The following is a 25705-nucleotide window of genomic DNA, read 5'->3' on the forward strand; positions in this document are numbered from 1 at the left end:
CGCCTACCCTGATCCAACGATCAGCAGGAGGGAGCACAGCATGGGCAACCACGGCAGTCCCGAGGGTTCCGCTCGTCGTCGGCCCGAGGAGCAGCAGCTCGGGCCGGTGCTGAGGAGGCGGAGCCAGGTGCAGGCGGGCAGCACGACGGACCAGCGGCTGCTGGATTCGGCGGGGCCCTCCGAGTGGGTGCACACCGATCCCTGGCGGGTCCTGCGCATCCAGTCGGAGTTCATCGAGGGCTTCGGCACGCTGGCCGAGCTGCCGCCCGCGATCAGCGTGTTCGGGTCGGCCCGTACGCCGGAGGGCTCGCCCGAGTACGAAGCGGGTGTGCGGATCGGCGGCGCGCTGGTCGACGCCGGCTTCGCGGTGATCACCGGCGGCGGTCCGGGGGCCATGGAGGCGGCCAACAAGGGCGCCCGCGAGGCGAACGGCGTCTCGGTCGGCCTCGGCATCGAGCTCCCCTTCGAACAGGGGCTCAACCAGCACGTCGATCTCGGCCTGAACTTCCGGTACTTCTTCGTCCGCAAGACGATGTTCGTGAAGTACAGCCAGGGCTTCGTCGTCCTGCCGGGCGGCCTGGGCACGCTGGACGAGCTGTTCGAGGCGCTGACCCTGGTCCAGACCCAGAAGATCACCCGCTTCCCGATCGTGCTCTTCGGCACGGAGTACTGGAGCGGCTTGGTCGACTGGCTGCGGAACACCGTGATCGCCCAGGGCAAGGCCTCGGAGAAGGACCTCTACCTGTTCCACGTCACCGACGACGTGGACGAGGCGATCGCGCTGGTGACGAAGGAAGTCGGCAAGTGACCGTCCGGGCCCGGGGCGCTGCGCCCCGGGCCCGGCAAGGGCCTCAGGCCAGGCCGCGGCGGGCGACCGCCGGGGGGCGGTGGCCCTGGATCGAACGCACCATGTCCAGGATCTGCCGGGTCTCCGCGACCTCGTGGACGCGGTAGACCTGCGCGCCCAGCCAGGCCGAGACGGCCGTCGTGGCCAAGGTGCCCAACAGGCGTTCCTTGACCGGCTTGTCGAGGGTCTCGCCGACGAAGTCCTTGTTGGACAGGGAGACCAGCACCGGCCAGCCCGTCGCCGTCATCTCGCCCAGCCGGCGCGTGGCCTCCAGCGAGTGCCGGGTGTTCTTCCCGAAGTCGTGTCCGGGGTCGATCATGATCGCGTCCCGGCGGACGCCGAGCGCCGCGGCGCGTTCGGCGAGGCCGAGCGTGACGCGCAGGACGTCCTCCATGATGTCGTCGTACGCGATCCGGTGCGGCCGGGTACGCGGTTCCACGCCGCCCGCGTGGGTGCAGACCAGGCCCGCCCCGTACCGCGCGGCGACCTCCGCCAGCTTGGGGTCCACCCCGCCCCAGGCGTCGTTGAGGACGTCGGCCCCGGCCTCGCACACCGCCTCGCCGACCTCGTGCCGCCAGGTGTCCACGCTGATCACCACGTCCGGGTGGCGGCGGCGGACCTCGGCCACGAAGTCGACCGTGCGCCGTGCCTCCTCGGCCGCGTCCACGTGCTCGCCCGGGCCCGCCTTGACCCCGCCGATGTCGATGATCGCGGCGCCCTCGGCGATCGCGTGCTCGACCCGGTCCAGCGCCGGCTCGTCGCGGAACGTCGCGCCCTGGTCGTAGAAGGAGTCCGGCGTCCGGTTCACGATGGCCATGATCACCGGCTCGTGGGTGTCGAACTCGCGCCTGCCCAGTCGCAGCATCCTGCTCTTTCCTCCTTCGGCGGCCCTTGCGCCTCGCCAGCGACCTTAACCTGGTGGCCGGAGTCTCTCAGGGGAGTTGATCGTGTTCTTCTTCTTGATGATCGCGCTGGTCGTGGTCGTGGCAGCGGTCACCCTGGCGGTGATCGGCGGCGGCTCGGAGGCCGTCCTGCCGGAAGCGGAGCCGGACCGCGTCGCGGACGGGCTGCCGGAGACCCGGCCCGTCGTACGGGCCGACATCGACGCGCTGCGATTGCCCGTGGCCCCGCGCGGGTACCGGATGGCCGAGGTGGACGACGTACTGGAGCGGCTCGCGGCCGAACTGGCCGAGCGCGACGCCCGCATCGCGCAGCTGACGGCCGCGGCGGCGCCCGCCGCCGCCCCGTCGGACGCCCCCGGGCACGTCGACCTCGGCAAGGGCGGTGAGCGGTGAGCGGCTCGGTGGCGGGCGCGGACGGGCTGCTGCGCTGCCCGTGGGGGCTGTCCACCCCGGACTACGTCGCCTACCACGACACCGAGTGGGGCCGTGCGGTGCACGGGGACGACGCCCTCTACGAGCGGCTGTGCCTGGAGGCGTTCCAGTCGGGACTGTCCTGGATCACGATCCTGCGCCGCCGCGAGGGGTTCCGTAAGGCCTTCTCCGACTTCTCGATCGCGGCGGTCGCGGAGTTCGACGACCGGGACGCGCAGCGGCTCCTGGCCGACGAGGGGATCATCCGCAACCGGGCCAAGATCGAGGCGACCCTGGCCAACGCGAAGGTCCTCGCCGGGTGGGAGCCGGGCGAGCTCGACACCCTGATCTGGTCCCACGCCCCCGAGGAGCCGGGACCGGCCCCGCTGACGGTCACCGAGGTCCCGGCGGTCACGCCGCAGTCCACGGCCCTCGCCAAGGCCCTGAAGAAGGCCGGCATCCGCTTCGTCGGCCCCACGACGGCCTACGCCCTGATGCAGGCCTGCGGGCTGGTCAACGACCACCTGGCCGACTGCGTCTCCCGCGACCCGGCCTGAGCCGGGCCGGATCGCGGGATCCCGGTCAGCGGCCCAGGTACTTCGGGGGCTGCTTCGCGAGGAAGGCCTGGACGGCGATGGAGTGGTCCTCGGAGGCCCCCGCACGGGTCTGGAGGGTGTCCTCGTGGGCCAGGGCCTCGGAGAGCGTGTGGGAGGCCCCGTAGGCCAGGGACTCCTTCAGGGCGGCGTACGCGACCGTCGGGCCGGCGGCCAGGGTGCGGGCCACGGCCTCCGCCTCCGCGTGCAGGGAGTCCGCGGGCACGAGGCGGTTGACGATACCGAGCTCGTACGCCTCCTGAGCCTTGATCGAACGCGGGAACAGCAGCAGGTCCGAGGCGCGGGAGGCACCGATCAGACGGGGGAGGGTCCACGAGACCCCGGAGTCGGCGGTCAGCGCCACCCCGGCGAACGAGGTGTTGAAGGAGGCGGTGTCGGCGACGACCCGGAAGTCCGCCGCCAGCGCGAAGCCGAAGCCCGCCCCGGCCGCGACGCCGTTCACCCCGGCCACCACGGGCTTGGGCATCTCGGTGAGCGCCCGCACGATGGGGTTGTAGTGGTCGGCCACCGTCGTCATGGTCAGCGAGGTGCCGGTCTCGCGGTCCGAGGCGAGGTTCCCGATGTGCTCCTTGAGGTCCTGGCCCACGCAGAAGGCCCGGTTCCCGGCCGCGGTGAGCAGCACGGCCCGTACGGCGGTGTCGGCGGCCGCCGCCTGGACCGCGTCGCGCAGGGCGACCTTGGCCTCGGTGTTCATCGCGTTCATCGCGTCCGGGCGGTTGATCGTGATGGTGGCGAGTCCGTCGGTCACTTCGTAGAGCACGCTGTCGGCCATGGCAGGGGGTCCCCCTTCGTCGCGGGCTTGGCTACCGGTCGGTACTGTCCGGTACAAAGGTCAGCATGGCGGACCGGACGGGGCGGGCACATGTGATGTGCGTCAAAGAAAGCCGATGCCGCTTCCCTGGTGCGGCGGCGAAGTATCGCAGGCGGATCCCCGAAATGAGTGGTTTTGGTCGAGCGCGTTGCCCAAGCGTTCCCGGGTGATGTTGGTCATCGGGTCCTGACATGCGGGATAATGGCTGGGAAGCAATGTGTTCGATGCCGGGTATTAGGCGCCTGAACGGGGCCGTCGGCTGACGATGAGCTGGTTTCAGGAAGGGGAACGAGCATGGCGGCCATGAAGCCGCGGACGGGCGACGGCCCGCTCGAGGTCACCAAGGAGGGGCGGGGCATCGTCATGCGCGTACCGCTCGAGGGCGGCGGTCGGCTTGTCGTCGAGCTGACCCCTGATGAGGCGGACGCCCTGGGTGACGCCCTGAAGAAGGTCGTCGGCTGACCCCACGGGGACACCGACAGCACTTCCACCTTCTGCGTTTTCCGCATTCTCTGCACTGCCCCGACCGCGATCCGCGGCCGGGGCAGTGTTGTGTCGTCCTCCGCTGACCCGAGCATTCCGGAGCCGAGCCGGTGACCTTCAGCCCGCCCGCGCCGCCCGCGTTCGCGGACTGCGCGCCCCGCCGGAAGGCGGCCCGGGTCCTCTCCGACGCACTGGCGCCCGTCCACCTCGTGGTCGCGCTGCTCCTGCTCGTCGGATGGCACAGCACCACCTCCTGGACCGGCCTCGGCCGGGGCCTGCTCGCCGCCCTGTTCTGCGGCGTGGTGCCGATCGGGATCATCGCCCTGGGGGTCCGCCGGGGCGCGCTGACCGACCAGCACATCCGGGTGCGGCGCCGGCGCGTCGTCCCGATGGCCCTGAGCCTGGCCTCCGTCGTCGCCGGGGTCGCGCTCCTGCACGCCCTGGGCGCCCCCCGCCCGGTCTTCGCGCTCGTCGTCGCGATGCCGGTCGGCCTCGTGTCCTCGTTGCTGGTCACGGTCGCCTGGCAGATATCGATCCCATGTCGGTGGCCGGCGGCACCGTGATGATCCTGCTGCTCGTCCTCGGGGCCCCGGCGCTCCCCGCGGCACTGGTCGCCGCGGCCGTCGGCCGGTCCCGGCCGGTGCTCGAGGCGCACACCCCGGCCCGGCTCCTCGCCGGCACCGCGCTGGGCGGCACGGCGGCCCTCACCTTCGCGCTCCTGACCTGATCCGCGGCCCCTACGAGGCTCAGCGGCGCACCGCGCAGAGCAGACCGTCACCCACCGGGAGCAGCGCGGCCTCCAGCGCGGGGCTCTCGCGGACGCTGCGCAGCAGCTCGCGCACGCGCAGCACCTCCACCGGCTGGGCCGCGGAGTCGACCGTACGGCCGTCGGAGAACACCCCCTCGAAGCACACCAGTCCGCCGGGGCGCAGCAGCCGCAACGATTCGGCGAGGTAGTCGAGGGACTCGGACGGGTCCCCGTCGCAGAAGACGAGGTCGTATCCGCCGTCGGCGAGTCGCGGGAGTACGTCGAGGGCGCGGCCGGGGATGAAGCGGGCGCGGTTGCCCGCGAAGCCGGCGGCGCGGAAGGCCTGGCGGGCGAAAGCCTGCCGGTCCGCTTCGGGATCCACCGTGGTCAGGACCCCGTCGGGGCGCATTCCGTGCAGCAGATGGATGCCGGAGACGCCGGTTCCGGTGCCGATCTCGGCGACCGCTTTCGCGTCCGCGGTGGCGGCCAGCAGGCGCAGCGCGGCCCCGGTACCGGGGGAGACGGACCTCAGGCCCGCTTCCCTGGACCGGTCGCGGGCCCATCGCAGAGCGTCGTCCTCGGCGACAAACGCGTCGGCGAACGCCCAGCTCGTCTGCCGGTTGCCGGTAATGACCCTCTCCTGTCCCCATAGTTGGCGCAACGGTGACTGTATCCGTTGACGTCGGGAACCCGCAGATGGGACCGGGCGTTGTGCAGGGTGGAAGCGGGATCAGAAGGGACGCCGCCGGGCAGATCGACGGCCGGGACCGCTCCCAGGTCTAAGTCTCGCGTAAAGATACTGCAAAAACGCTTATCCGGAGCTGACAGAGGGGGTGGCTATGGTAGGGACTCCGCTGGACACCACCAGAGCCGATAGGGGAGGTGCGGCTGCGCCTGTGGATCGTGGGGGCGTGTTCAGACGCCTCTTCTGGTCGGCCGGTGAGCCGAAATCCGTGACCGACATTGCTGACCGCTTCCACACCGCAGACACCGCAACCACCGCGAGCTTTGCCGCCGATGCGGGCTCCCAGGCGTGGACCCCTCCCTCATGGGAGGAGATCGTCAGCACGCACAGCGCGCGCGTCTACCGCCTTGCCTACCGTCTGACGGGCAACCAGCACGACGCCGAGGACCTGACGCAGGAAGTCTTCGTCCGCGTCTTCCGCTCGCTGTCCACGTACACGCCCGGGACCTTCGAGGGCTGGCTGCACCGCATCACCACGAACCTGTTCCTGGACATGGTCCGCCGTAAGCAGCGGATCCGCTTCGACGCGCTCGGCGACGACGCCGCCGACCGGCTGCCGAGCCGTGAGCCGTCCCCCCAGCAGGTCCTGCACGACACCCACTTCGACGCGGATGTGCAGCAGGCACTGGACACCCTCGCCCCCGAGTTCCGCGCGGCCGTGGTGCTGTGCGACATCGAGGGCCTGTCGTACGAGGAGATCGCCGCCACCCTCGGCGTGAAGCTCGGCACCGTCCGCAGTCGTATCCACCGAGGCCGTTCGCACCTGCGCAAGGCGCTCAAGCACCGGTCCCCGCAGGCCCGTGCCGAGCAGCGCGCGTTGGCGGGAGTGGCGATGGGCGCCCCCGGCGCCGGGGGAGAGGGCGGAGCCGAGTGAGCGAGGCCAGTCCGTCACCTGCCGAACAACACCTGGGAGACCGGCTTGCCGCCCTCGTGGACGGGGAGCTGAAACACGACGCGCGCGATCGGGTCCTGGCCCACCTGGCGACCTGTGCCAGATGCAAGGCCGAGGCCGACGCGCAGCGCCGTCTGAAGACCATGTTCGTGGAGAGCGCGCCGCCGCCGCTGTCCGCGGGGCTGCTGGCACGGTTGCAGGGGCTGCCGGGCGGCGGCCTCGACGATCCGTCGGTGCCGACGGGTCCCGGGGGACCCGGCCGTCCCGCCGACCCCACGGACGGCCCGGGGGCCGACCCCTTCGACGCGTTCACCTACGGGTTGCCGGTCGCCGCCCGGCCACGGCCGCAGGACGGCTTCCGGATCCACGAGGTGGGCCGTCCGCGCCGCCGGTTCGCCTTCGTCGCCGCCGGGGCCGTCTCGCTGGCCGCGCTCGCGCTCGGTGGCGCCCTGCCGCTGGAGGTGGATCCGAACCTGCGGGGTGATTCCCCGGCCCCGGCCTCCAGGCCCGGGCCCGCCCTGCCCGCGGCCGATCAAGGGGCCCGTGACCGCCTGCCCACCCCGGAGGCCGTCCCGACCCTCCTGTCGGTCATGGCGACCCCGCTGCCGCCGCTCCGGCCCACCCCGCAGGTGCCGGCGCGTCCGGTCTCCCTGCTGCGCTGACGCGGGACCTGGTTGAATCTTCGGCACATGCGCATAGGTACGCGGGGAGCGCCCATGGCCGACAGGCAGCAGACCGACCCGGCTCCACAGTGGTGGAGCCGGCCCGAGGGCACGGCCGAGGGCGGCCGCCGCGAAGGGGTTCCCGCACCGCGGCCCGAAACCGGGGGCGAGGACCACGTACAGGACGCGGCCCCGACCCCGACCCCGGCCGCGGCCGCGGCCCCGACCCTGGACAAGGACCCGGACCTCTCGGACCCGGCGCCCGACGCGCCGGCCGGGGCCCCCGTCGTGCGGTACGACCCCTGGGGCACCGAGCCGTTGCAGGTCGTGGACCGGGGCCGGACACCGCGCGGGATCCGGCTGTGGCAGGTGGTGGCCCTCAGCCTCGGTACGGCCCTCCTCGCCGGAGGCATCGGCGGCTACGTCGGTGTCCTCGCCGAGCGGCAGAGCAACACCCGGCTGGAGCTGCCCCAGGCCGCCGCCGTCGACGGGGGCCGGGCCCCGGACAGCGTGGCCGGCATCGCGGCCACCGCACTGCCCGGCGTGGTGACCCTGCACGTGCGGGGCGCCAAGGGCGGCGGTACGGGGACCGGCTTCGTGCTCGACCAGCAGGGGCACATCCTGACCAACAGCCATGTGGTCGCCGACTCCCAGGAGATAACGGTCACCTTCAGCACCGGCGAGAGCGTCACCGCCACGCTGGTCGGCCGCGACTCCGGCTACGACCTGGCCGTGGTCAAGGTCGAGGGGGTGCGCGGGCTCCGACCGCTGAGCCTGGGCAACTCCGAGAACGTGAAGGTCGGCGACCCGGTGGTGGCCATCGGCGCGCCCTTCGACCTGTCGAACACCGTCACCGCCGGGATCATCAGCGCCACCGGCCGGCCCGTCACCGCGGGCGGCGACAAGGGCGACGGCAGCGACATCAGCTACGTCGACGCCCTGCAGACCGACGCCCCCATCAACCCGGGGAACTCCGGCGGCCCGCTCCTCGACGCGAAGGCCCACGTGGTCGGCATCAACAGCGCGATCCGCGGGGCCGACAAGGACGACCCCACCCGACAGGGCGGCTCCATCGGGCTCGGCTTCGCCATCCCCGTCAACCAGGGCAAGCGCGTCGCCGAGGAGCTGATCCGCACCGGCCGGGCCACGCATCCGGTCATCGGCGTCACCCTGGACATGGACTACACGGGCGACGGGGCCCGGGTCGGGGACAAGGGCGAGGACGGCAAGCCGTCCGTGGTCGCCGGCGGACCGGGCGCGGTCGCCGGGATCCGGGCCGGGGACGTGATCACCAAGGTGGACGGCCGGCGGGTCCGCGGCGGCGACGAGCTGATCATCAAGATCCGGGCCCACCGCCCGGGCGACCCACTGACGCTCACCGTGCTCCGCCAGGGCCGCGAAAGCACACTGAGAGTGGTCCTCGGATCGGCCAACGGATCATGAGCGCCCGATGACGGCACAGGGGGCACCTCCCGGACGAAGTCTGGGGGAGAAACCGCCGCGCAGCCGGTACGGAGGTATGGGCCCGTGGACAACGCCGGGTACCGTGTGTCAGGGCCCGAAGTGATAGAGAGCCGAGGAGCGGCAAGGTGTTCAACGACATAGGCGCACTCGAACTTGTCACGATCGTGGTGCTCGGCATCCTCGTCTTCGGACCGGACAAGCTGCCCAAGGTCATTCAGGACGTCACGGGCTTCATCCGCAAGGTCCGGGCGTTCTCGGACAGCGCGAAGCACGACATCCGCTCCGAACTCGGCCCGGAGTTCAAGGATTTCGAGTTCGAGGACCTGAACCCGAAGACCTTCATCCGCAAGCAGCTCACCGAGAACGAGGACCTCAAGGAGATCCGCACCAGCTTCGATCTCCGCAAGGAGCTGAACGACGTCTCCGACGCCGTGAAGAGCTCGGAGGCCGGCGCCGCCCCGACCTCGCCGGCCGCCGCCGCCACGCCCGCCGTGACCGGCCCGGACCTGCTGAAGAAGCCCGCCGCTCCCGCCCCGGAGGAGCGCTCGCGCTTCGACGCCGACGCCACCTGAGGCGCGGCCTGCCCGGCGATCCGCGGTCCGATGGCTATCCTCCATCTGTCCGGATCGCAGGACGCCCGAGGGAGGGGGTCCCCCCAGCACAGCGAGGGGGAGGGCCGTTCCGGACCCCACGGAACGAGAGGCCGCCCAGATGGAGACGACGAGCAGCAGCCGGGTAGGGGCGCAGACCGCGGAGGCCCCCGCCCCCGGTGCAGCACCCGCCCAGGAGCCGGATACCGGCCCCGACAGCCATACGGAACCACAGGAGGCCGCCGCGCCCGTGCCGGCGGCCCGCCGGACGGCCGAGGGGTTCCTGGCCGCCGACTTCCCCTGGTACGGGCTGGACGGGGCCTTCACGGGCCCCCGCCGGCTCATGCAGGTGGCGGTCGCCGCCGACGGCACCGTGGAGCACGGCTCCACCGGCCACGGCGACGAGCCCTCCGCCCGGGGTGAGATCGCCACCGGCGAGAAGGAACGGTTCGCGGTGGTCATCACCGTGGCGAGCAACCCGCTGCGCCGCAGCGGCGACGGCACCGGCGTCCTGGAGGCCACCTCGGTCGCCTCGGCGGCCTGGCTGGCCGGCTCCGGACTGCTGGCGTACAGCTGGCCCGGCCAGATGGACCACTCGCTGCGCGACGACTGGCTGGACCAGCAGACCGAGGCCGCGTGGGAGCTGGCGGACGACCTGACCGGTGAGGACTGGTCCACGCTGTCGCTGCCGGTGGACGGCGAGCCGACCCCGTTCCACTACCGCGAGTCGGAGTTCGGGTGGGTCCTGGCCGGCTCCACCGGGAGCGGTGTCCACCTGGGCGCGTACGGCCGCGGCATGAGCGCGTACGGGCTCGGTTTCTCCGCGATCGCGGACCTCGGCACGTACCAGTAGCGGACGACGGACGACGGCCCACGGGTATCGGGGGCCGGTACGCGGAAGGGCGCCGCTCGACGAGCGGCGCCCTTCCCCGTGGTACGGACGATCAGAACTTGTTGCGCGGGGTGATGCCCAGGGACATGCCCGACAGGCCGCGCGCACGGCCGCCCAGCTTGCCCGCGATCGCGCGCAGGGCCGCACCGGCCGGGGAGTCCGGGTCGGAGAGCACGACGGGCTTGCCCTCGTCGCCGCCCTCGCGCAGCCGCACGTCGATCGGGATCGAGCCCAGCACCGGCACGGTCGCGCCGACCGTCTTGGTCAGGCCGTCGGCGACCTTCTGGCCACCGCCCGAGCCGAAGACGTCCACCATCTCGTCGCAGTGCGGGCAGGGCAGACCCGACATGTTCTCGACCACGCCGACGATCTTCTGGTGGGTCTGGACGGCGATGGAGCCGGCCCGCTCCGCGACCTCGGCCGCGGCCTGCTGCGGGGTGGTGACGACGAGGATCTCCGCGTTCGGCACCAGCTGGGCCACGGAGATCGCGATGTCACCCGTACCCGGCGGCAGGTCCAGCAGCAGCACGTCCAGGTCGCCCCAGAACACGTCCGCCAGGAACTGCTGGAGGGCGCGGTGCAGCATGGGGCCGCGCCACACCACCGGGGCGTTGCCCGGGGTGAACATGCCGATGGAGATGACCTTCACGCCGTGCGCCGACGGCGGCATGATCATGTTCTCGACCTGGGTGGGACGCCCGTCCACACCCAGCATGCGCGGCACGCTGTGGCCGTAGATGTCCGCGTCGACCACGCCGACCTTCAGGCCGTCCGCCGCCATCGCCGCGGCCAGGTTCACCGTGACGGAGGACTTGCCGACGCCGCCCTTGCCGGACGCGACCGCGTACACCCGGGTCAGCGAGCCCGGCTTGGCGAAGGGCACCTCGCGCTCGGCGGTACCGCCGCGCAGCGTGGCTGCCAGGTCCTTGCGCTGCTCGTCGCTCATCACGTCGAGGGTGACGGCGACGGAGGTGACGCCCGCGACCTTCTCGACGGCCTCGGTGACGTTCTTGGTGATGGTCTCGCGCATGGGACAGCCCGACACCGTGAGGTAGACCGTGACGGCGACCTCGCCGCCCGCGCCGATCTCCACCGATTTGACCATGCCGAGCTCGGTGATCGGCCGGTGGATCTCGGGGTCGTTCACCGTCGCCAGCGCGTCCAGGATCGCGTCCTGCTCAGGCACGGCGGCGGAGCTTGTGTCGGTAGCCATGCCCCGATGGTACGGCTCGGTAGCAGGCCGCAGGTAAGCCCGTCAGCGGTCGCCTTCGTCACGTTCGGCGGGGAATAGACGGCGCTCGTCCATCTCCTTGATCAGGTCCTGGAACTCGGACCTGATCCAGTCGCGGGTGGCGACCTCTCCCAGACCCATCCGCAGGGCGGCGATTTCCCGGGTCAGGTACTCGGTGTCGGCGATGGACCGCTCGTTCTGCTTGCGGTCCTGCTCGTGGGTGACCCGGTCGCGGTCGTCCTGCCGGTTCTGCGCGAGCAGGATCAGCGGAGCCGCGTAGGAGGCCTGGAGCGACAGCATCAGCGTCAGGAAGATGAACGGGTAGGGGTCGAACCTCAGGTCGTCCGGCGCGAAGATGTTCCACAGCACCCAGACGATGATGACCAGGGTCATCCAGACGATGAACCGGCCGGTGCCCAGGAAGCGCGCCACCCGCTCCGACAGCCGCCCGAAGGCCTCCGGGTCGTACTCGGGCAGCAGCGACCGTCGCGGCGCGCGCGGCAGGTCCAGGCGCACCCGCGAGCGCGTCAGCGCGCTCGACCCGGCGCCCGAGGACCTTCCCGCGCGCTCCCCGGAACGTTCCGCCGCTTCCGCCGCCAGACCGTGCTCGCGGGCCTGCGTCCGCGCCTGCTCGCGCCGCTCGCGGATCTGCTCGCGGCGCCGCTCGCGCGCCTGTTCGCCCCGCCCCCGGTCGAAGCGTCCTCGTTCAGCGGCCACCGAGGGCCTCCTCGGAATGGAAGTCCGTCTCCCGCCAGTCGTCCGGCAGCAGGTGGTCCAGCACGTCGTCCACGGTCACCGCGCCCAGCAGCGAGCCGCTCTCGTCGACGACCGGCACCGCCACCATGTTGTAGGCGGCGAGGTGCGTGGTGACCGCGGGCAGTGAGGCGTTCGGCCGCAGCGGCGGCAGGTCCGTGTCCACGATCGAGCTGACCAGGGTGAACGGCGGGTCGCGCAGCAGCCGCTGGAAGTGCACCGTGCCCAGGTACTTGCCCGTCGGCGTCTCGTCCGGCGGCCGACACACGTACACCTGGGCCGCCAGTGCCGGCGACAGGTCCGCCTGCCGTACGCGGGCCAGCGCGTCGGCGACCGTCGCGTCGGGCCGCAGCACGATCGGCTCGGTGGTCATCAGACCACCGGCGGTGTTCTCCTCGTAGGACAGCAGACGACGCACGTCGGCCGCGTCGTCCGGCTGCATCAGTGTCAGCAGCCGTTCCTTGTCGTCCTCCGGCAGCTCGGAGAGCAGGTCGGCCGCGTCGTCCGGGTCCATCGCCTCCAGGACGTCGGCGGCGCGCTCCTCCTTCAGCTTGCCGAGGATCTCCACCTGCTCGTCCTCGGGCAGCTCCTCCAGCACGTCCGCGAGCCGGTCGTCGTCGAGGGCGTTGGCCACCTCCGCGCGCCGCTTCGGCGTCAGGTGGTGCAGGACGTTCGCCACGTCGGCCGGGCGCATCTGCTCGAAGGTGGCGACCAGGTTCTCGGCGCCCTGCCCGTGCTCCTCCAGCGAGAAGCCCGTCACGGCCGACCACTCCACCGTCAGGGCCTCGCCGCGCCGGCGCAGCGCCCCCGACTTGCCCTTCCGTACGAAGATCCGGTCGATCTCCCAGTCCCGGCGGGCCGGCAGCTGCTGGATGGCCACGTCCAGGACGGTGACCTCCTCGCCGCTCGCGACCAGCGTCACCCGTCGATCCAGCAGCTCGCCCAGGACCAGACGTTCGGTCGGGCGCTGCTCGAAGCGCCGCATGTTGATCACGCCGGTGGTGATGACCTGCCCGGACTCCACCCCGGTGACCCGGGTCATCGGCAGGAAGATCCGCCGCCGGCTGACGACCTCGACCACCAGACCCAGCAGCCGTGGCGGGCGGCCGCCGACCCGGAGCATCGCGACGAGGTCGCGGACCCGGCCGACCTGGTCGCCGTTGGGATCGAAGACGGGCACACCCGACAGATGCGAGACGAAGATCCGCGGGGCGCCTGCAGCCATCCGAGCGCCTCCTAGTGCGTCGATCAAGAGTCGTGCCGCCCCTCAGGCTAGCCCGTGCCCGGGGAAAGCGTCCTGGTGGGGCCGTCCGCCCGGGGGCCCGTGAACACCGGGGCGCGGTCGATGGCCGCGATGTACGGGCGGGTACGCTGCCTGCTGCTCGCAGATGTCCGACGAGAGGCACCCGCCCGTGACCGCCTACTTCCCTGCCGCGCGGCTGCGCCGGGCCGCGTTCATCGGTGTGCTGTGCGCGGGCCTCGCCGTCACCGGTACGGGCTGCGGCGAGGACCCCGACGAGGGCACCAACGGTGTCGGCAAGCTCTCCGCCGACAAGATCGAGGCGAAGGCGAAGGCGGCCGCGACCGAGGCGGACTCGGTGCACCTGTCCGGCACGCTGGTGAGCGGCGGCAAGTCCTTCACCCTCGACATGCGGCTCAAGTCGGACGGCGGCTCCGGCGAGGTGAAGTCCAACGACGACACCTTCCAGCTGCTGCGCGTGGGGGAGCAGCTGTACCTGAAGGCGAGCGCGGCGTTCTGGGGCCAGTCCGACTCGGCCGGCAAGCTCGGCGACAAGTTCGTGAAGGTGCCCGAGGGCGACCCCTCGTACAAGCAGTTCCGCGGCTTCACCGACATGGACGTGCTGCTGGACGGGCTGCTCGGACTGGAGGGCAAGCTCGCCAAGGGCTCCTACACCAAGGTCGGGCACACCCGCGCGGTCCAGGTCACGGCGGACGCGGGCAAGGGCGGCAAGCTCTCGGTGTCGTTGGAGGGCACCCCGTACCCGCTGATGATGGAGCGGGCGGGCGGCGCCGGCCGGGTGGAACTCGCCGAGTGGGGCAAGACGTTCCCGCTGGAGGCGCCCGCGCAGGACCAGACGGTCGACTACGGCTCGCAGCTGCCGACGACCAAGGACCAGAGCGGTTCCCCCGCCCCGGCCCCCTCCAAGGGCACCGGCCAGGGCGCGAACCCCACCAAACCCTGAGCCGAGGGAGACGCCCTAGCCCCGGGTGGCCTTCTTGCGCTTCAGCAGCAGCTTCGGCAGGCCCGCCGGGACGGCCCGGCGGGTCGTCGCCGGGGACGGCAGCGGGACGGCGACCAGCGAGCCGTCCGGGAGCTGCGCCCGGACCGACTCCGGCTCCAGCCGCAGCAGCCGGCACTCCCGCGCCCACCGCTCGGTCATCTGCTCCGAGTCGGGCGCGTTCAGCCGCTTGCCCTTGAGCTCGGCCACCGCCGCCGCCCACTCCTCGCCCCGCGGCGGGAGCTCCCGTACCGTCGCCGTCCAAGCCACCAGCCGGCCGCCCTTGTCCTTGCTCCGCACGGTCACCTCGGCGCTCGCGCCGTCCGCCAGCCCCGGGAACGGCTGCTCGCCGGGCCCGTCGCCCAACACATGGGCCGCGCCGTCCACCCAGGCGTGCCACAGGGCGCGGTCGGCCCCGTCGCCGCGCACCCAGATCAGGCCGGACTTCTTCGTGGCCTCCTCGACGAGGGCCAGGTCGAGCGTGCTGAGAGTCATGCCGACAGGGTAGGGGGTCACTCCCCGCGGCCGGGCAGGTGTCCAGGACGCGTCGCCGTCACAGCCATCCGTGCCGGCGCAGCGCGCGGTGGATGGTGAAGCAGGAGGCGACGATCGCCGCCATCACCATCGGATAGCCGTAGCGCCAGTGGAGCTCCGGCATGTGGTCGAAGTTCATCCCGTACACGCCGCAGATCATCGTCGGCACGGCGATGATGGCCGCCCAGGAGGTGATCTTGCGCATGTCCTCGTTCTGGGCGACCGTCGCCTGCGCGAGGTTGGCCTGGAGGATCGAGTTCAGCAGCTCGTCGAAGCCCACCACCTGCTCGTGCACCCGCGCCAGGTGGTCGGCCACGTCGCGGAAGTACTTCTGGATGTCCGGGTCCACCAGCCGCATCGGCCGCTCGCTCAGCAGCTCCATCGGACGCAGCAGCGGCGAGACCGCCCGCTTGAACTCCAGCACCTCGCGCTTGAGCTGGTAGATGCGGCCCGCGTCGCCGCCGCGCGCACTGCCCTTGGCCGGGGCGGCGAAGACCTCGCTCTCCACCTCGTCGATGTCGTCCTGCACCGCCGCCGCGACCGCGATGTAGCCGTCGACGACGTGGTCGGCGATGGAGTGCAGGACCGCCGAGGGGCCCTTGGCGAGCAGCTCCGGGTCGTCCTGGAGGCGGTGGCGCAGCCCCTTGAGGGAGCCCTGTCCGCCGTGCCGGACGGTGATGACGAAGTCGGGGCCGGTGAAACACATCACCTCGCCGGTCTCCACCACCTCGCTGGTGGCGGTCAGTTCGGCGTGGTCGACGTAGTGGATGGTCTTGAAGACGGTGAAGAGGGTGTCGTCGTAGCGCTCCAGCTTCGGCCGCTGGTGCGCGTGCACCGCGTCCTCCACGGCCAGCGGGTGCAGTCCGAAGGTCGCGGCGATCCCCGCGAACTCGGCCTCCGTCGGCTCGTGCAGGCCGATCCAGGCGAAACCGCCGTCCTCGCGGACCCGGCGGATCGCCTCACGGGGCGTCAGACACGCCGGACCCAGCACCCGCCGCCCGCCGCGGTACACGGCGCAGTCGACCACCGCGCTGCTCGCCGACGGGTCGCGGGTGGTGTCGTAGCCGGGCTGGACGGGGGTGGCCCTGCGCAGGGACGGACGTACGGCCGCACGCAGGTAGGGCAGCATCGACATGGCAGGCTCCTTCTCGCGCACGGCTGCGGACCGTACGGGTGGGAGACCCTCCACCGCGGGCGGGCAGGCCCAGGCAGGGGGAGGGAACAGGACGGGAGGACAACGTTCTGCCGTCGCTCTTCTACTGATCGGCGGATCAGGGGATCGAGCAGATCAAAGGGGGCGGGAAACGCCCGTCACAGAAGTGGAAGAGCGATTGGTACTGCACGATCGACTTCGGTCCACCGCAGCCCCACCTCCTCCGGCCGGTCCCCCGTGAGGGACGTCCTGTTGCCGGGGCGCTGAAACACCGCTTCTGCGTGCGGCCCCGAACAGCTGTCAACACTATCAGCCGACGGATGGTCAAGACCCGCCCTTTACCCGCCTGATACGAGTTCTATGCTCGCCTCATGGCAGAAATTCTGGCCCTCGTGGAGGCCCGACTGCGCACGGCGTTCGGTGAACCCGACGCACGCGCCGCCGTCACCTTCCTGGGCACCGACCGCATCGAGGTACTCCGTTTCGCCGAGGGCGACCTCGTGCGGTACGCGACCCTCGGGATGTCCGCGCACCCGATGACCGATCCGACCGCCGTGGTCGCCGACCCCGTACGGGGCCCGCGCGCCGAGCTCGTGCTGACCGTACGGGCGGGACTGGCGGCCACCGACAAACTCCTGCGCCCGCTCGCGGTGCTGGCCGCCTCCCCGCAGGTCGAGGGATTGATCGTGGCCCCCGGGGCCTCGCTGGACGTGGGTGAACCGCTCTGGGACGGGGCGCCCTTCAGCTCCGTCCTCGTGGCGGAACCGGGCGGTCTGGTCGAGGATCTGGAGCTCGACGAGCCCATGGATCCGGTCCACTTCCTCCCCTTGTTGCCGATGACGGCGAACGAGGCCGCCTGGAAGCGCGTGCACGGAGCGGCCGCGCTCCAGGAACGCTGGCTCGCGCGCGGAACGGACCTGCGGGACCCTGTGCGTAACGCCGTCGCGCTGGACTGAGGGCCCGGACGGGTGAGCGTGCCTTGACTGGGGGCCGGGCGGGGAGGAGCGTGGCTTCTTATGAGGGGTGAACCAAGTTGCCCGAAGTGCGGTGGCCGGGTCAGGGCGCCCGGACTCTTCTCCGACTCCTGGCAGTGCGCGGTGCACGGCGCTGTCCACCCCCTGCAACCCGTCATCCCGCCGAGCGTCGAAGGTCTGAGCGTGGTGGTGCACCGGGCGCGGGTACCGGTGTGGATGCCCTGGCCGCTGCCGGTGGGGTGGCTGTTCACGGGGGTCGCGTCCGCGGGTGACGACCGGGGCGGTGGCCGGGCGACGGCGGTGGCCTGTTCGGGCCCCGGCCCGCTGGGCGGGATCGGCGAGCTGCTGCTGATCGCGGAGGAGCTGGGCGTGGGCCTCGGCGCGCGGTACGCGGGGATCGACGGAGTCGACCCCGGCTCGTCCATCGACGTGTCGGCGCCGCCCCACGCCAAGGTGGTCGCCGCCGGCCGGCCGACACCGCTGTGGCATGTCAAAGGCGGCCCCGAGGACCGGGCCGTCTTCGCCGGCGAGGCGCGCGGCCTGTGGCTCTGGGCGATCGTCTGGCCGGAGCAGTCCGGCCTGCTGATGTACGACGAGCTCGTCCTCACCGACCTGCGTGACGCGGGGGCCGAGGTCGAGCTCGTTCCGTGCGGGGCCCTGAGTCCGCGCATCCTGGGCCCTGCCTGAGGGGGTCCGCGGCCCGGTTATCCTGGGGTGTCCCCCGTACGTTCGAACCATGGAGCCAGGCTGTGCGCATCGACCTGCACGCCCACTCCACGGCCTCCGACGGTACGGACACCCCCGCCGAGCTGGTGCGCAACGCGGCCGGCGCCGGGCTGGACGTGGTCGCGTTGACCGACCACGACACCGTGCGCGGATACGGCGAGGCCCTCGCGGCGCTGCCCGCCGGCCTGACGCTGGTGACGGGGGCCGAACTCTCCTGCCGGCTCGACGGCGTCGGCGTGCACATGCTCGCGTACCTCTTCGACCCCGAGGAGCCCGAGCTGGCCCGGGAGCGGGAACTCGTCCGCGACGACCGCACCCCGCGCGCACAGGCCATGATCGGCAAGCTCCGGGACCTCGGCGTCGACGTCACCTGGGAGCAGGTGGCCCGGATCGCCGGTGACGGCTCGGTCGGGCGGCCGCACATCGCCACCGCCCTCGTCGAACTGGGCGTCGTACCCACCGTCTCGGACGCCTTCACGCCCGAATGGCTCGCCGACGGCGGCCGCGCGTACGCCGAGAAGCACGAGCTCGACCCGTTCGAGGCCGTGCGCCTGGTGAAGGCGGCCGGCGGGGTCACCGTCCTCGCGCACCCCGCCGCCGTCAAGCGCGGCCGGTGCGTCTCCGAGTCCGCGATAGCCGAGATGGCGTCCGCGGGCCTGGACGGCATCGAGGTGGACCACATGGACCACGACGCCGACACCCGCGTGCGGATGCGCGGCCTGGCGGCCGACCTCGGCCTGCTGACCACGGGGTCCAGCGACTACCACGGCAGCCGCAAGACCTGTCGCCTCGGGGAGTTCACGACCGACCCCGAGATCTACGGCGAGATCACGCGCCGTGCGACGGGCGCCTTCCCGGTGCCGGGCGCCGGCGGACGCGAGCGCTGATCGGCCGGATCCGGCCCGCTCCACCCGTCCCACACTTCTTCTTCGCGACACCCCTCTCTTCTGCAAGGCATCACTGTGTTTGATTTCGCCGTCTTCGGATCCCTCTTTCTCACCCTTTTTGTGATTATGGACCCGCCGGGGATCACGCCGATCTTCCTGGCGCTGACCTCCGGCCGCCCCGTCAAGGTGCAGCGCCGCATGGCCTGGCAGGCCGTCTGCGTGGCCTTCGGCGTCATCGCGATCTTCGGTATCTGCGGCCAGCAGATCCTGGACTACCTGCACGTCTCCGTCCCGGCGCTGATGATCGCCGGTGGTCTGCTGCTCCTGCTGATCGCGCTGGACCTGCTCACCGGCAAGAACGACGAGCCGAAGCAGACCAAGGACGTGAACGTGGCGCTGGTCCCGCTCGGTATGCCGCTGCTGGCCGGCCCCGGCGCGATCGTGTCCGTGATCCTGGCCGTCCAGAAGGCCGACGGCGCCGCCGGACAGGTCTCGGTCTGGGCCGCGATCGTGGCCATGCACGTGGTGCTGTGGATCACCATGCGCTACTCGCTGGTGATCATCAGGGTCATCAAGGACGGCGGCGTCGTCCTCGTCACCCGGCTCGCGGGCATGATGCTCTCGGCGATCGCCGTCCAGCAGATCATCAACGGCGTGCTCCAGGTGGTCGGCGCCGCCTGAGGCGCCGCCGCGCCCCTGCCGTACGTAGCCGCTCATGCGAACGCCCCCGCACCGGGATCGGTGCGGGGGCGTGAACGTTCTTCGTGCGGTGCGTCAGCAGGACGCACTCTCGGCCGGTCGGATCAGGATGCGCTGGCCGACGGCTGCGGCCTGCTGCACGATCCGGTTGACGGAGGCCGCGTCGACGACGGTGCTGTCCACGGCGGACCCGTCGACGTCGTCCAGGCGCAGAATCTCGAAGCGCATGGGGCTTCTCCCTTCGTCAGTGTCTCTCTTGCACTGGTACAACGAAGTGTAGGCCGCAATCATTCCCTACGCTAAAGAAATTTTTTGACTGGCTAACTATGAGCGGGTGCAGGAGTCCCAGAACGCGGCCAGCTCGCGCGCCGTCGTGACCGGGTCCTCGGCGTTCGGGGAGTGGTCCGTCCCCGGCACGATCACCCGCCGCGCCCCCAGACGCCGGGCCGTCCCGTCCAGCAGCGGCACCGGCCAGGCCTGGTCCACGGCCCCGGACAGGACCAGCTTCGGCAGGTCGACGCGGCTCAGCTCCGCCACCCGGTCCGGCTCGCAGATCAACGTCCGACCGGTGACGATCAGCTGCTCGGGGACGGTGGCCAGCCACCGCTCGCGCAGGAAGTGCGCGAGCTCCGGGGAGTCCGCCGCCGCGTCCGCGGGGTCGTGGGCCCGCATCGCCGCCCAGATCCCGGGCATGTCGTCACCCATCGCCTCCAGCGCGGCGACCAGCAGCTTCGTCCGGGCCTGCTGGTCCTCGGAGATCGCGGCCGGCCCGCTGCTCATCAGGGTGAGCGAGGCGAACGGCGCGGGGTCGCGCAGCACGGCGGCGCGGGAGATCAGCCCGCCGAGCGAGTGGCCGACCAGGTGCACGCGGTCCTCGCCCAGCGCGCGTACCTGCGCCAGGACGTCCCGCGCCAGCTCCTCCAGGGCGTACGGGGCCTCCTCGCGCGGGCCAGGCGTCTCGTGCTGGCCGCGGCCGTCCACGGCGACGACCCGGTACCCGGCGGCCGCCAGCGGCTCCAGCAGGCCGATGAAGTCCTCCTTGCTGCCCGTGAAGCCGGGGACCAGCAGGGCGGTGCCGCGTACGGGCTCACCGGCCTCGTGCACGGCGAAACCGCCGCGCTCGGTGGTGAGGAGGTACGCGCGGGCGGCGGCGGGCAGGGTGAGGCGCGGCGGCTTGCTCATGGCCCGAGGTTACCGGCCCGTAGGGGCGGTGGCACGGCCCGGGCGCACCGATGGCCCCGACCCCCTCGGAAGGGGATCGGGGCCATCGGCGGGGTGCTGCGTGAGGCTCAGGCCTCCGGCGCGGCCGCGACCTTGCGGGTGCGGGTGCGCTTCGGCTTGACCGGGGCCTCCTCGGTCACGGCGGTGCCGGTCTCGGTGGCGACCGGAGCGGCCTCCGCGACCTTGCGGGTCCGGGTCCGCTTCGGCTTGACCGGAGCCTCCTCGGCCACGGTGGCGCCGGTCTCGGTGGCGACCGGAGCGGCCTCCGCGACCTTGCGGGTGCGGGTGCGCTTCGGCTTGACCGGAGCCTCCTCGGCGGGAACCTCGGCGACGACCGGGGTCACCACGGCCGCCGGGGCGGCCTTGCGGGGGGCGCGCCGGGCCCGGACGGGCTCGACCAGCGGCGGCATCTGGAAGTCCGGCTCCGGCTCGGTCGGGGCGGCGACCTTGCGGGTACGGACGCGCTTCGGACGGGCCGGAGCCTCCTCGGCGACCGGGGTCACCGGGGCGACGGGAGCGACCGGAGCCGCAGCCTCGGCGACCGGCGCGGCCACGGCGGCCTGGGTCGGCACCGCGGCCACCCGGGTACGGCGGCGACGCGGACGGCGCGGCTCGTCTGCGGCCGGGGCCGCGGGGACCTCGGGAGCCTGGACCGGGGTCACCGCTGCGGTGGCCTCGGCGCCCTCGGCGCCCTCGGCGAGCTCCGACCCGCCGCGGGTGCGGCGGCGCTGGCGCGGCGTACGGGTACGCGCCGGACGCTCCTCGGTCACCACGGCGGCGGCCGCCGGACCGGAGCGGCCGCCACGGCCACCGCGGCCGCCGGTCTCGCCCAGGTCCTCGAGGTTCTCGGCCTTCAGGCCGGCCCGCGTGCGCTCGGCGCGCGGCAGGATGCCCTTGGTGCCGGCCGGGATGTTCAGCTGCTCGAACAGGTGCGGCGACGTGGAGTACGTCTCGACCGGGTCGTGGAAGTCCAGCTCCAGCGCCTTGTTGATCAGCTGCCAGCGCGGGATGTCGTCCCAGTCGACCAGGGTGACGGCGATGCCCTTGTTGCCCGCGCGGCCGGTGCGGCCCACGCGGTGCAGGAAGGTCTTCTCGTCCTCCGGCGTCTGGTAGTTGATGACGTGGGTCACACCCTCGACATCGATACCGCGCGCGGCGACGTCGGTGCACACCAGCACGTCGACCTTGCCGTTGCGGAACGCGCGCAGCGCCTGCTCGCGCGCGCCCTGGCCCAGGTCACCGTGGACGGCGCCGGACGCGAAGCCGCGCTTCTCCAGCTGCTCGGCGATGTCGGCCGCCGTGCGCTTGGTACGGCAGAAGATCATGGCCAGGCCACGGCCCTCGGCCTGCAGGATGCGGGAGACCAGCTCCGGCTTGTCCATGTTGTGCGCACGGAAGACGTGCTGCGTGATGTTGGCGACGGTCGCGCCCTCGCCGTCCTCGGACACGGCGCGGATGTGCGTCGGCTGCGTCATGTAGCGGCGGGCCAGGCCGATGACCGCGCCCGGCATGGTCGCCGAGAACAGCATCGTCTGACGCTTCGCGGGCAGGTACGCCATGATCTTCTCGACGTCGGGCAGGAAGCCCAGGTCGAGCATCTCGTCGGCCTCGTCCAGGACGAGGGCCTTGACGCGCGAGAGGTCGAGCTTCTTCTGCCCGGCCAGGTCGAGCAGGCGGCCCGGGGTGCCGACGATCACGTCGACGCCCTTCTTGAGCGCCTCGACCTGCGGCTCGTACGCGCGACCGCCGTATATGGCGAGGACGCGGACGTTGCGGACCTTGCCCGCGGTCAGGAGGTCGTTGGTGACCTGGGTGCACAGCTCGCGGGTCGGAACCACCACGAGGGCCTGCGGGGCGTCGGTCAGCTGCGCGGGGGTGGCGCGGCCGGCTTCGACGTCGGCAGGGACGACGACCCGCTCCAGCAGGGGAAGGCCGAAACCGAGCGTCTTGCCGGTACCGGTCTTGGCCTGGCCGATGACGTCCGTGCCGGAAAGGGCGACGGGGAGGGTCATCTCCTGGATCGGGAAGGGGGACACGATGCCGACGGCCTCAAGGGCCTCGGCCGTCTCGGGAAAGATCCCGAGGTCTCGGAACGTAGTCAGGGTGCTGCCTCTTCTGTGAGACGCGGCGCGAGGCGGCGAGGGGGGTCGTACCGTGCCGTGCTTGCAGTACTGCTACGTACGAAGCTGCGCGGGACCACTAGCCTTCGCTCAAGCGCATCTGCCGCTGAGGGGGCCCCTCGTGGTAGGCGGTACGCATGAACGTACGCACCGCACCGAGGGCGGTCGGTTGGAGCCGATCGGGCCACCGACCGGGCATCCTCATTCGGATGGCCCGCCGAGTATTCGGCAGGCGCATTACCACTGTACCCCGGAATCGCGCAGCTGTGTCGGGTGAATTCACCGGGTAGGCGCGTTTAGCTGGACAGGCAAGGATCCGGCGTGGTGACTTGGAGGGCCATTCGGCGGGCTATTGTGCGGAGCATGTCGACCGTAGAAAACGCCTCGCCCGCCGACGACAGCGCGCCCGCCGACGCCGTCGGTATCGCCTCCCAGGACTGGGCCGCCGCCTCTGCCTCGCCGCAGTACCGCGCCGCCGTCGTGGACCTGCTCGGCGCGCTCGCCTACGGAGAGCTCGCGGCCTTCGAGCGCCTCGCGGAGGACGCGAAGCTCGCGCCCACCCTGGACGACAAGGCCGAGCTCGCCGCGATGGCCTCCGCCGAGTTCCACCACTTCGAGCGGCTGCGGGACCGGCTCGCGGCGATCGAGGTCGAGCCCACCGCTGCCATGGAGCCCTTCGCGAAGGGCGTCGACGACTTCCACCGCCAGACCGCGCCCTCGGACTGGCTGGAGGGCCTGGTCAAGGCCTACGTCGGCGACTCCATCGCCAGTGACTTCTACCGCGAGGTCGCCTCCCACCTCGACACCGACACCCGCGCCCTCGTGCTCGGCGTGCTCGACGACACCGGCCACGGCAACTTCGCCGTCGAGAAGGTCCGGGCGGCGATCGAGGCGGACCCGCGCTGCGGCGGCCGGCTCGCGCTCTGGGCCCGCCGGCTCATGGGCGAGGCCCTCTCGCAGGCCCAGCGCGTGGTCGCCGAGCGCGACGCCCTCTCGACCATGCTGGTCGGCGGCGTCGACGGAATGGCGGCCGGCTTCGACCTGGCGGCCGTCGGCGAGATGTTCACCCGCATCACCAAGGCGCACACCAAGCGCATGGCGGCCCTCGGCCTCGCCGCCTGAGCCCACGGGCACCCGCGAGGCCGCGAGGCTCCGTACCGCTCGTACCGCTCCACACGTCGGCCCCGGCGCGCACACCGCGCGCCGGGGCCGACGTCCGTGGTTCAGGGGTCAGTGGTCCGGGTCGTCAGCCCCGCGACGGGAGTGAAAACGGAGTCCTGTGGGACCGCCTGCGCGGCCCTGCGGCCGGACGGAGCAACAGGGACAGGACCACGGCCGACACCAACACCGCACCGATCAGCGTCGCGGTCAGGGTGTTGTGTCCGGGGCCCAACGCGAAGTGGGTCAGATACGCCCCGAACAGCGCCCCCAGCACCCCGCTGACCAGTACCACTTTGGTGGAAGGCAACCGGCGCGTGAGCACCCTGGAGGCTGTCGCGGACAAGGCGAGGCCCAGGAATGCGGAGCCGAGCACTTCCAGCAGCAGCATGAGGTCTCTCCCATACGTCAGGGCAAACCGGGTCACTGCGGTCCTACCCGAAGCGGAAGAAACAGAAACGGCCCGGTGGGATCAACCACCGGGCCGTTTCCAACAGTTCTCAGAGCGCGCCGAAACCGACCTTGCGCGTGCTCGGCTCGCCCAGGTCGACATACGACAGGCGGTCCGACGGCACGAGGACCTTGCGGCCCTTGTTGTCGGTGAGGCTCAGCAGCGGCGACTGACCGGAGAGCGCGGCGGCGACGACGGCCTCCAGCTCCTCGGCGCTCAGGTCGCTCTCCAGCACGATCTCCCGGGGTGCGTGCTGCACGCCGATCTTGACCTCCACGGCTTTGTCCCTCCGACGATCCGTTCGCGCGATCAGCCGCGCCGTACGCGGTCCACATTAGCCCGGAGAGGGGACGCGGACCGCGTAGAGCGGACACGCTCGCAGCGAACAGACGACGATGAGGCCCGCCGATGCCGCGGGCGCCGTCGGCGAGCCGCTCCCTCAGGACTCCGTGCCGTGCAGCGGGAAACCGGCGATACCGCGCCAGGCGAGGGAGGTCAGCAGGCCGACCGCCGTCTCCCGGGCGACCGGGCTCTCGCTGGAGAGCCAGTAGCGGGCCACGACCTGCGAGACCCCACCCAGGCCCACGGCCAGCAGCATCGACTCGTCCTTGGACAGGCCGGTGTCCTCGGCGATGACGTCCGAGATGGCCTCGGCGCACTGGAGCGAGACCCGGTCGACGCGCTCACGCACCGCCGGCTCGTTCGTCAGGTCGGACTCGAAGACCAGCCGGAAGGCGCCGCCCTCCTCCTCCACGTACGCGAAGTAGGCGTCCATCGTGGCCGCCACGCGCAGCTTGTTGTCCGTCGTCGACGCGAGGGCCGTGCGCACGGCCAGCAGCAGTGCCTCGCAGTGCTGGTCCAGCAGGGCCAGGTACAGGTCGAGCTTGCCGGGGAAGTGCTGGTACAGCACCGGCTTGCTCACGCCGGCCCGCTCGGCGATGTCGTCCATGGCCGCCGCGTGATACCCCTGCGCGACGAAAACCTCCTGGGCCGCGCCCAGCAGCTGGTTGCGCCGGGCTCGGCGCGGCAGTCGCGTGCCCCGCGGACGCGCTGCCTCGGTCTGCTCGATGGCTGTCACGCCGCCTCCCACTTTCTCTAAGAACACAGTGCGCTCTGCGCCGCGCCGCCATCGTACTTTTCGGTAACCGAATCTGGTGGGTTCCATCCGAGTTTTCTCGCGGTACGGACGGCCCGGAGGCGCTGGTCAGCGGTTTGATCAGCGGTTTGATCGATGCCCGGTCGACCGCGGGTCAGCGGTAGTCGTCCTCGTCCAGCGGCACCACCCGCGCCTGCTCGACGGCATCGCCGTCGCTGACACCGTCCACCGGGCGCGCGGTGATCGGGTCGTCCTCGTCCGGCCGGAGATCGGCCAGCTGCTCCGCCACATCCGCCTCGGGCGCCTCAGGATCGAGGGATTCCGGAAACTGCTCCCGGAAGGTGTCCGGCTCCGCAGGGTCGACAGTCATGCCGCTCCCCTCGCTTCCTTGTGCTCACTTA

At 71.9% G+C, this 25705-nt stretch carries 32 protein-coding genes; 17 read left to right on the plus strand and 15 right to left on the minus strand.

All coding sequences use genetic code 11. From position 1 onward, the window contains the following. The first annotated feature begins 40 nt into the window (after window positions 1-40). The gene (locus OG624_RS26315) at window positions 41-808 is read left to right on the plus strand and encodes a TIGR00730 family Rossman fold protein (RefSeq protein ID WP_033218524.1); all 768 of its coding nucleotides are present in this window, start codon (window positions 41-43) and stop codon (window positions 806-808) included. 43 nt (window positions 809-851) lie between these two features. Here OG624_RS26315 and folP read toward each other — a convergent pair whose 3' ends face one another. Continuing rightward, window positions 852-1712 carry a dihydropteroate synthase gene (folP, locus tag OG624_RS26320; RefSeq protein ID WP_033218526.1) on the minus strand — a complete coding sequence of 287 codons (861 nt, stop codon included), beginning with the start codon at window positions 1710-1712 and terminating at the stop codon, window positions 852-854. 76 nt (window positions 1713-1788) lie between these two features. On the opposite strand from folP, the gene OG624_RS26325 reads away from it, so the two are divergent. Together OG624_RS26325 and OG624_RS26330 are read left to right on the plus strand one after the other, a co-directional pair. Beyond that, entirely contained in the window at window positions 1789-2142 is a 354-nt protein-coding gene (locus tag OG624_RS26325) for a DivIVA domain-containing protein (RefSeq protein WP_033218528.1), read from the plus strand. Further along, on the plus strand, window positions 2139-2717 hold the full coding sequence (locus tag OG624_RS26330) for a DNA-3-methyladenine glycosylase I (protein ID WP_161288232.1): 579 nt from the start codon (window positions 2139-2141) through the stop codon (window positions 2715-2717). The genes OG624_RS26325 and OG624_RS26330 overlap by 4 nt, the downstream gene beginning before the upstream one ends. A gap of 25 nt (window positions 2718-2742) precedes the next feature. Here OG624_RS26330 and OG624_RS26335 read toward each other — a convergent pair whose 3' ends face one another. Then, window positions 2743-3546 (minus strand): enoyl-CoA hydratase/isomerase family protein, encoded by an 804-nt coding sequence (locus tag OG624_RS26335; protein ID WP_033218532.1) that lies wholly within the window; start codon window positions 3544-3546, stop codon window positions 2743-2745. A 333-nt stretch (window positions 3547-3879) separates the two neighbouring features. Between OG624_RS26335 and OG624_RS26340 the strand changes: the two genes are divergently transcribed. The 3 genes from OG624_RS26340 (at window position 3880) to OG624_RS26350 (ending at window position 4795) form a co-directional block, all read left to right on the plus strand. Beyond that, complete coding sequence (locus OG624_RS26340; protein WP_003966491.1) at window positions 3880-4047, plus strand: DUF3117 domain-containing protein; 168 nt, start codon at window positions 3880-3882, stop codon at window positions 4045-4047. Window positions 4048-4178: 131 nt separating this feature from the next. Next, window positions 4179-4631: a hypothetical protein gene (locus OG624_RS26345; RefSeq protein ID WP_371639913.1), complete on the plus strand. Its 453-nt coding sequence runs from the start codon at window positions 4179-4181 to the stop codon at window positions 4629-4631. Further along, window positions 4607-4795, plus strand: coding sequence for a hypothetical protein (locus OG624_RS26350; protein ID WP_371639914.1), 189 nt, complete (start codon window positions 4607-4609; stop codon window positions 4793-4795). Before OG624_RS26345 ends, OG624_RS26350 begins: the two co-directional genes overlap by 25 nt. A gap of 19 nt (window positions 4796-4814) precedes the next feature. Here the strand turns inward: OG624_RS26350 and OG624_RS26355 are convergent, their stop codons facing one another. Further along, window positions 4815-5477, minus strand: coding sequence for an O-methyltransferase (locus OG624_RS26355; protein WP_030385883.1), 663 nt, complete (start codon window positions 5475-5477; stop codon window positions 4815-4817). Between the two features lie 178 nt (window positions 5478-5655). On the opposite strand from OG624_RS26355, the gene sigE reads away from it, so the two are divergent. The 5 genes from sigE to OG624_RS26380 all read left to right on the plus strand — a co-directional run bounded on the left by sigE (window position 5656) and on the right by OG624_RS26380 (window position 10022). Beyond that, the gene (gene sigE / locus OG624_RS26360; protein WP_078909176.1) at window positions 5656-6435 is read left to right on the plus strand and encodes an RNA polymerase sigma factor SigE; all 780 of its coding nucleotides are present in this window, start codon (window positions 5656-5658) and stop codon (window positions 6433-6435) included. Next, window positions 6432-7115: an anti-sigma factor family protein gene (locus tag OG624_RS26365; protein WP_033218534.1), complete on the plus strand. Its 684-nt coding sequence runs from the start codon at window positions 6432-6434 to the stop codon at window positions 7113-7115. The genes sigE and OG624_RS26365 overlap by 4 nt, the downstream gene beginning before the upstream one ends. A gap of 54 nt (window positions 7116-7169) precedes the next feature. Then, window positions 7170-8558: a S1C family serine protease gene (locus tag OG624_RS26370; RefSeq protein ID WP_033218536.1), complete on the plus strand. Its 1389-nt coding sequence runs from the start codon at window positions 7170-7172 to the stop codon at window positions 8556-8558. 146 nt (window positions 8559-8704) lie between these two features. Then, complete coding sequence (locus OG624_RS26375) at window positions 8705-9151, plus strand: sec-independent translocase (RefSeq protein WP_033218540.1); 447 nt, start codon at window positions 8705-8707, stop codon at window positions 9149-9151. Window positions 9152-9290: 139 nt separating this feature from the next. Continuing rightward, on the plus strand, window positions 9291-10022 hold the full coding sequence (locus tag OG624_RS26380; protein WP_078909177.1) for a hypothetical protein: 732 nt from the start codon (window positions 9291-9293) through the stop codon (window positions 10020-10022). A gap of 91 nt (window positions 10023-10113) precedes the next feature. Here OG624_RS26380 and OG624_RS26385 read toward each other — a convergent pair whose 3' ends face one another. The 3 genes from OG624_RS26385 to OG624_RS26395 form a co-directional block, all read right to left on the minus strand. Further along, entirely contained in the window at window positions 10114-11274 is a 1161-nt protein-coding gene (locus OG624_RS26385; RefSeq protein WP_051763096.1) for an Mrp/NBP35 family ATP-binding protein, read from the minus strand. Between the two features lie 42 nt (window positions 11275-11316). Then, the gene (locus OG624_RS26390; protein ID WP_033219039.1) at window positions 11317-11892 is read right to left on the minus strand and encodes a DUF1003 domain-containing protein; all 576 of its coding nucleotides are present in this window, start codon (window positions 11890-11892) and stop codon (window positions 11317-11319) included. A gap of 106 nt (window positions 11893-11998) precedes the next feature. After that, a complete protein-coding gene (locus OG624_RS26395) occupies window positions 11999-13270 on the minus strand; it encodes a magnesium transporter MgtE N-terminal domain-containing protein (protein WP_030009210.1) in 1272 nt (423 codons plus the stop codon). Between the two features lie 163 nt (window positions 13271-13433). Between OG624_RS26395 and OG624_RS26400 the strand changes: the two genes are divergently transcribed. Next, window positions 13434-14249: a hypothetical protein gene (locus tag OG624_RS26400; RefSeq protein WP_371639915.1), complete on the plus strand. Its 816-nt coding sequence runs from the start codon at window positions 13434-13436 to the stop codon at window positions 14247-14249. Window positions 14250-14264: 15 nt separating this feature from the next. Here the strand turns inward: OG624_RS26400 and OG624_RS26405 are convergent, their stop codons facing one another. Further along, window positions 14265-14780, minus strand: a complete 516-nt coding sequence (locus tag OG624_RS26405) for a hypothetical protein (RefSeq protein ID WP_033218543.1) — start codon at window positions 14778-14780, stop codon at window positions 14265-14267. Window positions 14781-14838: 58 nt separating this feature from the next. Continuing rightward, window positions 14839-15954 carry a magnesium and cobalt transport protein CorA gene (locus OG624_RS26410; protein WP_033218544.1) on the minus strand — a complete coding sequence of 372 codons (1116 nt, stop codon included), beginning with the start codon at window positions 15952-15954 and terminating at the stop codon, window positions 14839-14841. Window positions 15955-16343: 389 nt separating this feature from the next. Between OG624_RS26410 and OG624_RS26415 the strand changes: the two genes are divergently transcribed. From OG624_RS26415 to OG624_RS26430, 4 genes are all read left to right on the plus strand, one after another. Further along, the gene (locus OG624_RS26415; protein WP_033218545.1) at window positions 16344-16928 is read left to right on the plus strand and encodes a suppressor of fused domain protein; all 585 of its coding nucleotides are present in this window, start codon (window positions 16344-16346) and stop codon (window positions 16926-16928) included. 60 nt (window positions 16929-16988) lie between these two features. Then, the gene (locus OG624_RS26420; protein WP_033218549.1) at window positions 16989-17633 is read left to right on the plus strand and encodes a DUF6758 family protein; all 645 of its coding nucleotides are present in this window, start codon (window positions 16989-16991) and stop codon (window positions 17631-17633) included. 62 nt (window positions 17634-17695) lie between these two features. Next, the gene (locus tag OG624_RS26425; protein ID WP_033218551.1) at window positions 17696-18559 is read left to right on the plus strand and encodes a PHP domain-containing protein; all 864 of its coding nucleotides are present in this window, start codon (window positions 17696-17698) and stop codon (window positions 18557-18559) included. Between the two features lie 75 nt (window positions 18560-18634). Beyond that, window positions 18635-19240, plus strand: a complete 606-nt coding sequence (locus OG624_RS26430) for a MarC family protein (RefSeq protein WP_033218553.1) — start codon at window positions 18635-18637, stop codon at window positions 19238-19240. Between the two features lie 93 nt (window positions 19241-19333). Here the strand turns inward: OG624_RS26430 and OG624_RS26435 are convergent, their stop codons facing one another. The 3 genes from OG624_RS26435 to OG624_RS26445 form a co-directional block, all read right to left on the minus strand. Then, window positions 19334-19486 (minus strand): hypothetical protein, encoded by a 153-nt coding sequence (locus OG624_RS26435; RefSeq protein ID WP_167745535.1) that lies wholly within the window; start codon window positions 19484-19486, stop codon window positions 19334-19336. A gap of 96 nt (window positions 19487-19582) precedes the next feature. Further along, window positions 19583-20440, minus strand: a complete 858-nt coding sequence (locus OG624_RS26440; protein ID WP_033218555.1) for an alpha/beta fold hydrolase — start codon at window positions 20438-20440, stop codon at window positions 19583-19585. A gap of 107 nt (window positions 20441-20547) precedes the next feature. Beyond that, complete coding sequence (locus OG624_RS26445) at window positions 20548-22491, minus strand: DEAD/DEAH box helicase (RefSeq protein ID WP_352164234.1); 1944 nt, start codon at window positions 22489-22491, stop codon at window positions 20548-20550. 471 nt (window positions 22492-22962) lie between these two features. Between OG624_RS26445 and OG624_RS26450 the strand changes: the two genes are divergently transcribed. Next, window positions 22963-23721: a ferritin-like fold-containing protein gene (locus tag OG624_RS26450; RefSeq protein WP_030711776.1), complete on the plus strand. Its 759-nt coding sequence runs from the start codon at window positions 22963-22965 to the stop codon at window positions 23719-23721. A 124-nt stretch (window positions 23722-23845) separates the two neighbouring features. Here the strand turns inward: OG624_RS26450 and OG624_RS26455 are convergent, their stop codons facing one another. From OG624_RS26455 to OG624_RS26470, 4 genes are all read right to left on the minus strand, one after another. Further along, the gene (locus OG624_RS26455) at window positions 23846-24148 is read right to left on the minus strand and encodes a hypothetical protein (protein ID WP_371588404.1); all 303 of its coding nucleotides are present in this window, start codon (window positions 24146-24148) and stop codon (window positions 23846-23848) included. Between the two features lie 109 nt (window positions 24149-24257). After that, on the minus strand, window positions 24258-24485 hold the full coding sequence (locus OG624_RS26460) for a DUF3107 domain-containing protein (protein WP_030711771.1): 228 nt from the start codon (window positions 24483-24485) through the stop codon (window positions 24258-24260). Between the two features lie 162 nt (window positions 24486-24647). After that, window positions 24648-25286: a TetR/AcrR family transcriptional regulator gene (locus tag OG624_RS26465; RefSeq protein WP_030011335.1), complete on the minus strand. Its 639-nt coding sequence runs from the start codon at window positions 25284-25286 to the stop codon at window positions 24648-24650. A gap of 172 nt (window positions 25287-25458) precedes the next feature. After that, window positions 25459-25674, minus strand: a complete 216-nt coding sequence (locus tag OG624_RS26470; RefSeq protein WP_030711768.1) for a hypothetical protein — start codon at window positions 25672-25674, stop codon at window positions 25459-25461. Between the last annotated feature and the right edge of the window lie 31 nt (window positions 25675-25705).

It is taken from the genome of Streptomyces virginiae (assembly GCF_041432505.1).
GTDB lineage: Bacteria > Actinomycetota > Actinomycetes > Streptomycetales > Streptomycetaceae > Streptomyces > Streptomyces virginiae_A.

Coding starts and splice junctions, on each gene's coding strand:
- OG624_RS26315 (WP_033218524.1), top strand. CDS start 41: ATGGGCAACCACGGCAGTCCCGAGGGTTCCGCTCGTCGTCGGCCCGAG.
- folP (WP_033218526.1), bottom strand. CDS start 1,712: ATGCTGCGACTGGGCAGGCGCGAGTTCGACACCCACGAGCCGGTGATC.
- OG624_RS26335 (WP_033218532.1), bottom strand. CDS start 3,546: ATGGCCGACAGCGTGCTCTACGAAGTGACCGACGGACTCGCCACCATC.
- OG624_RS26340 (WP_003966491.1), top strand. CDS start 3,880: ATGGCGGCCATGAAGCCGCGGACGGGCGACGGCCCGCTCGAGGTCACC.
- OG624_RS26350 (WP_371639914.1), top strand. CDS start 4,607: ATGTCGGTGGCCGGCGGCACCGTGATGATCCTGCTGCTCGTCCTCGGG.
- sigE (WP_078909176.1), top strand. CDS start 5,656: ATGGTAGGGACTCCGCTGGACACCACCAGAGCCGATAGGGGAGGTGCG.
- OG624_RS26370 (WP_033218536.1), top strand. CDS start 7,170: ATGGCCGACAGGCAGCAGACCGACCCGGCTCCACAGTGGTGGAGCCGG.
- OG624_RS26380 (WP_078909177.1), top strand. CDS start 9,291: ATGGAGACGACGAGCAGCAGCCGGGTAGGGGCGCAGACCGCGGAGGCC.
- OG624_RS26385 (WP_051763096.1), bottom strand. CDS start 11,274: ATGGCTACCGACACAAGCTCCGCCGCCGTGCCTGAGCAGGACGCGATC.
- OG624_RS26395 (WP_030009210.1), bottom strand. CDS start 13,270: ATGGCTGCAGGCGCCCCGCGGATCTTCGTCTCGCATCTGTCGGGTGTG.
- OG624_RS26400 (WP_371639915.1), top strand. CDS start 13,434: ATGTCCGACGAGAGGCACCCGCCCGTGACCGCCTACTTCCCTGCCGCG.
- OG624_RS26405 (WP_033218543.1), bottom strand. CDS start 14,780: ATGACTCTCAGCACGCTCGACCTGGCCCTCGTCGAGGAGGCCACGAAG.
- OG624_RS26410 (WP_033218544.1), bottom strand. CDS start 15,954: ATGTCGATGCTGCCCTACCTGCGTGCGGCCGTACGTCCGTCCCTGCGC.
- OG624_RS26415 (WP_033218545.1), top strand. CDS start 16,344: ATGGCAGAAATTCTGGCCCTCGTGGAGGCCCGACTGCGCACGGCGTTC.
- OG624_RS26420 (WP_033218549.1), top strand. CDS start 16,989: ATGAGGGGTGAACCAAGTTGCCCGAAGTGCGGTGGCCGGGTCAGGGCG.
- OG624_RS26435 (WP_167745535.1), bottom strand. CDS start 19,486: ATGCGCTTCGAGATTCTGCGCCTGGACGACGTCGACGGGTCCGCCGTG.
- OG624_RS26440 (WP_033218555.1), bottom strand. CDS start 20,440: ATGAGCAAGCCGCCGCGCCTCACCCTGCCCGCCGCCGCCCGCGCGTAC.
- OG624_RS26445 (WP_352164234.1), bottom strand. CDS start 22,491: ATGACCCTCCCCGTCGCCCTTTCCGGCACGGACGTCATCGGCCAGGCC.
- OG624_RS26450 (WP_030711776.1), top strand. CDS start 22,963: ATGTCGACCGTAGAAAACGCCTCGCCCGCCGACGACAGCGCGCCCGCC.
- OG624_RS26455 (WP_371588404.1), bottom strand. CDS start 24,148: ATGCTGCTGCTGGAAGTGCTCGGCTCCGCATTCCTGGGCCTCGCCTTG.
- OG624_RS26470 (WP_030711768.1), bottom strand. CDS start 25,674: ATGACTGTCGACCCTGCGGAGCCGGACACCTTCCGGGAGCAGTTTCCG.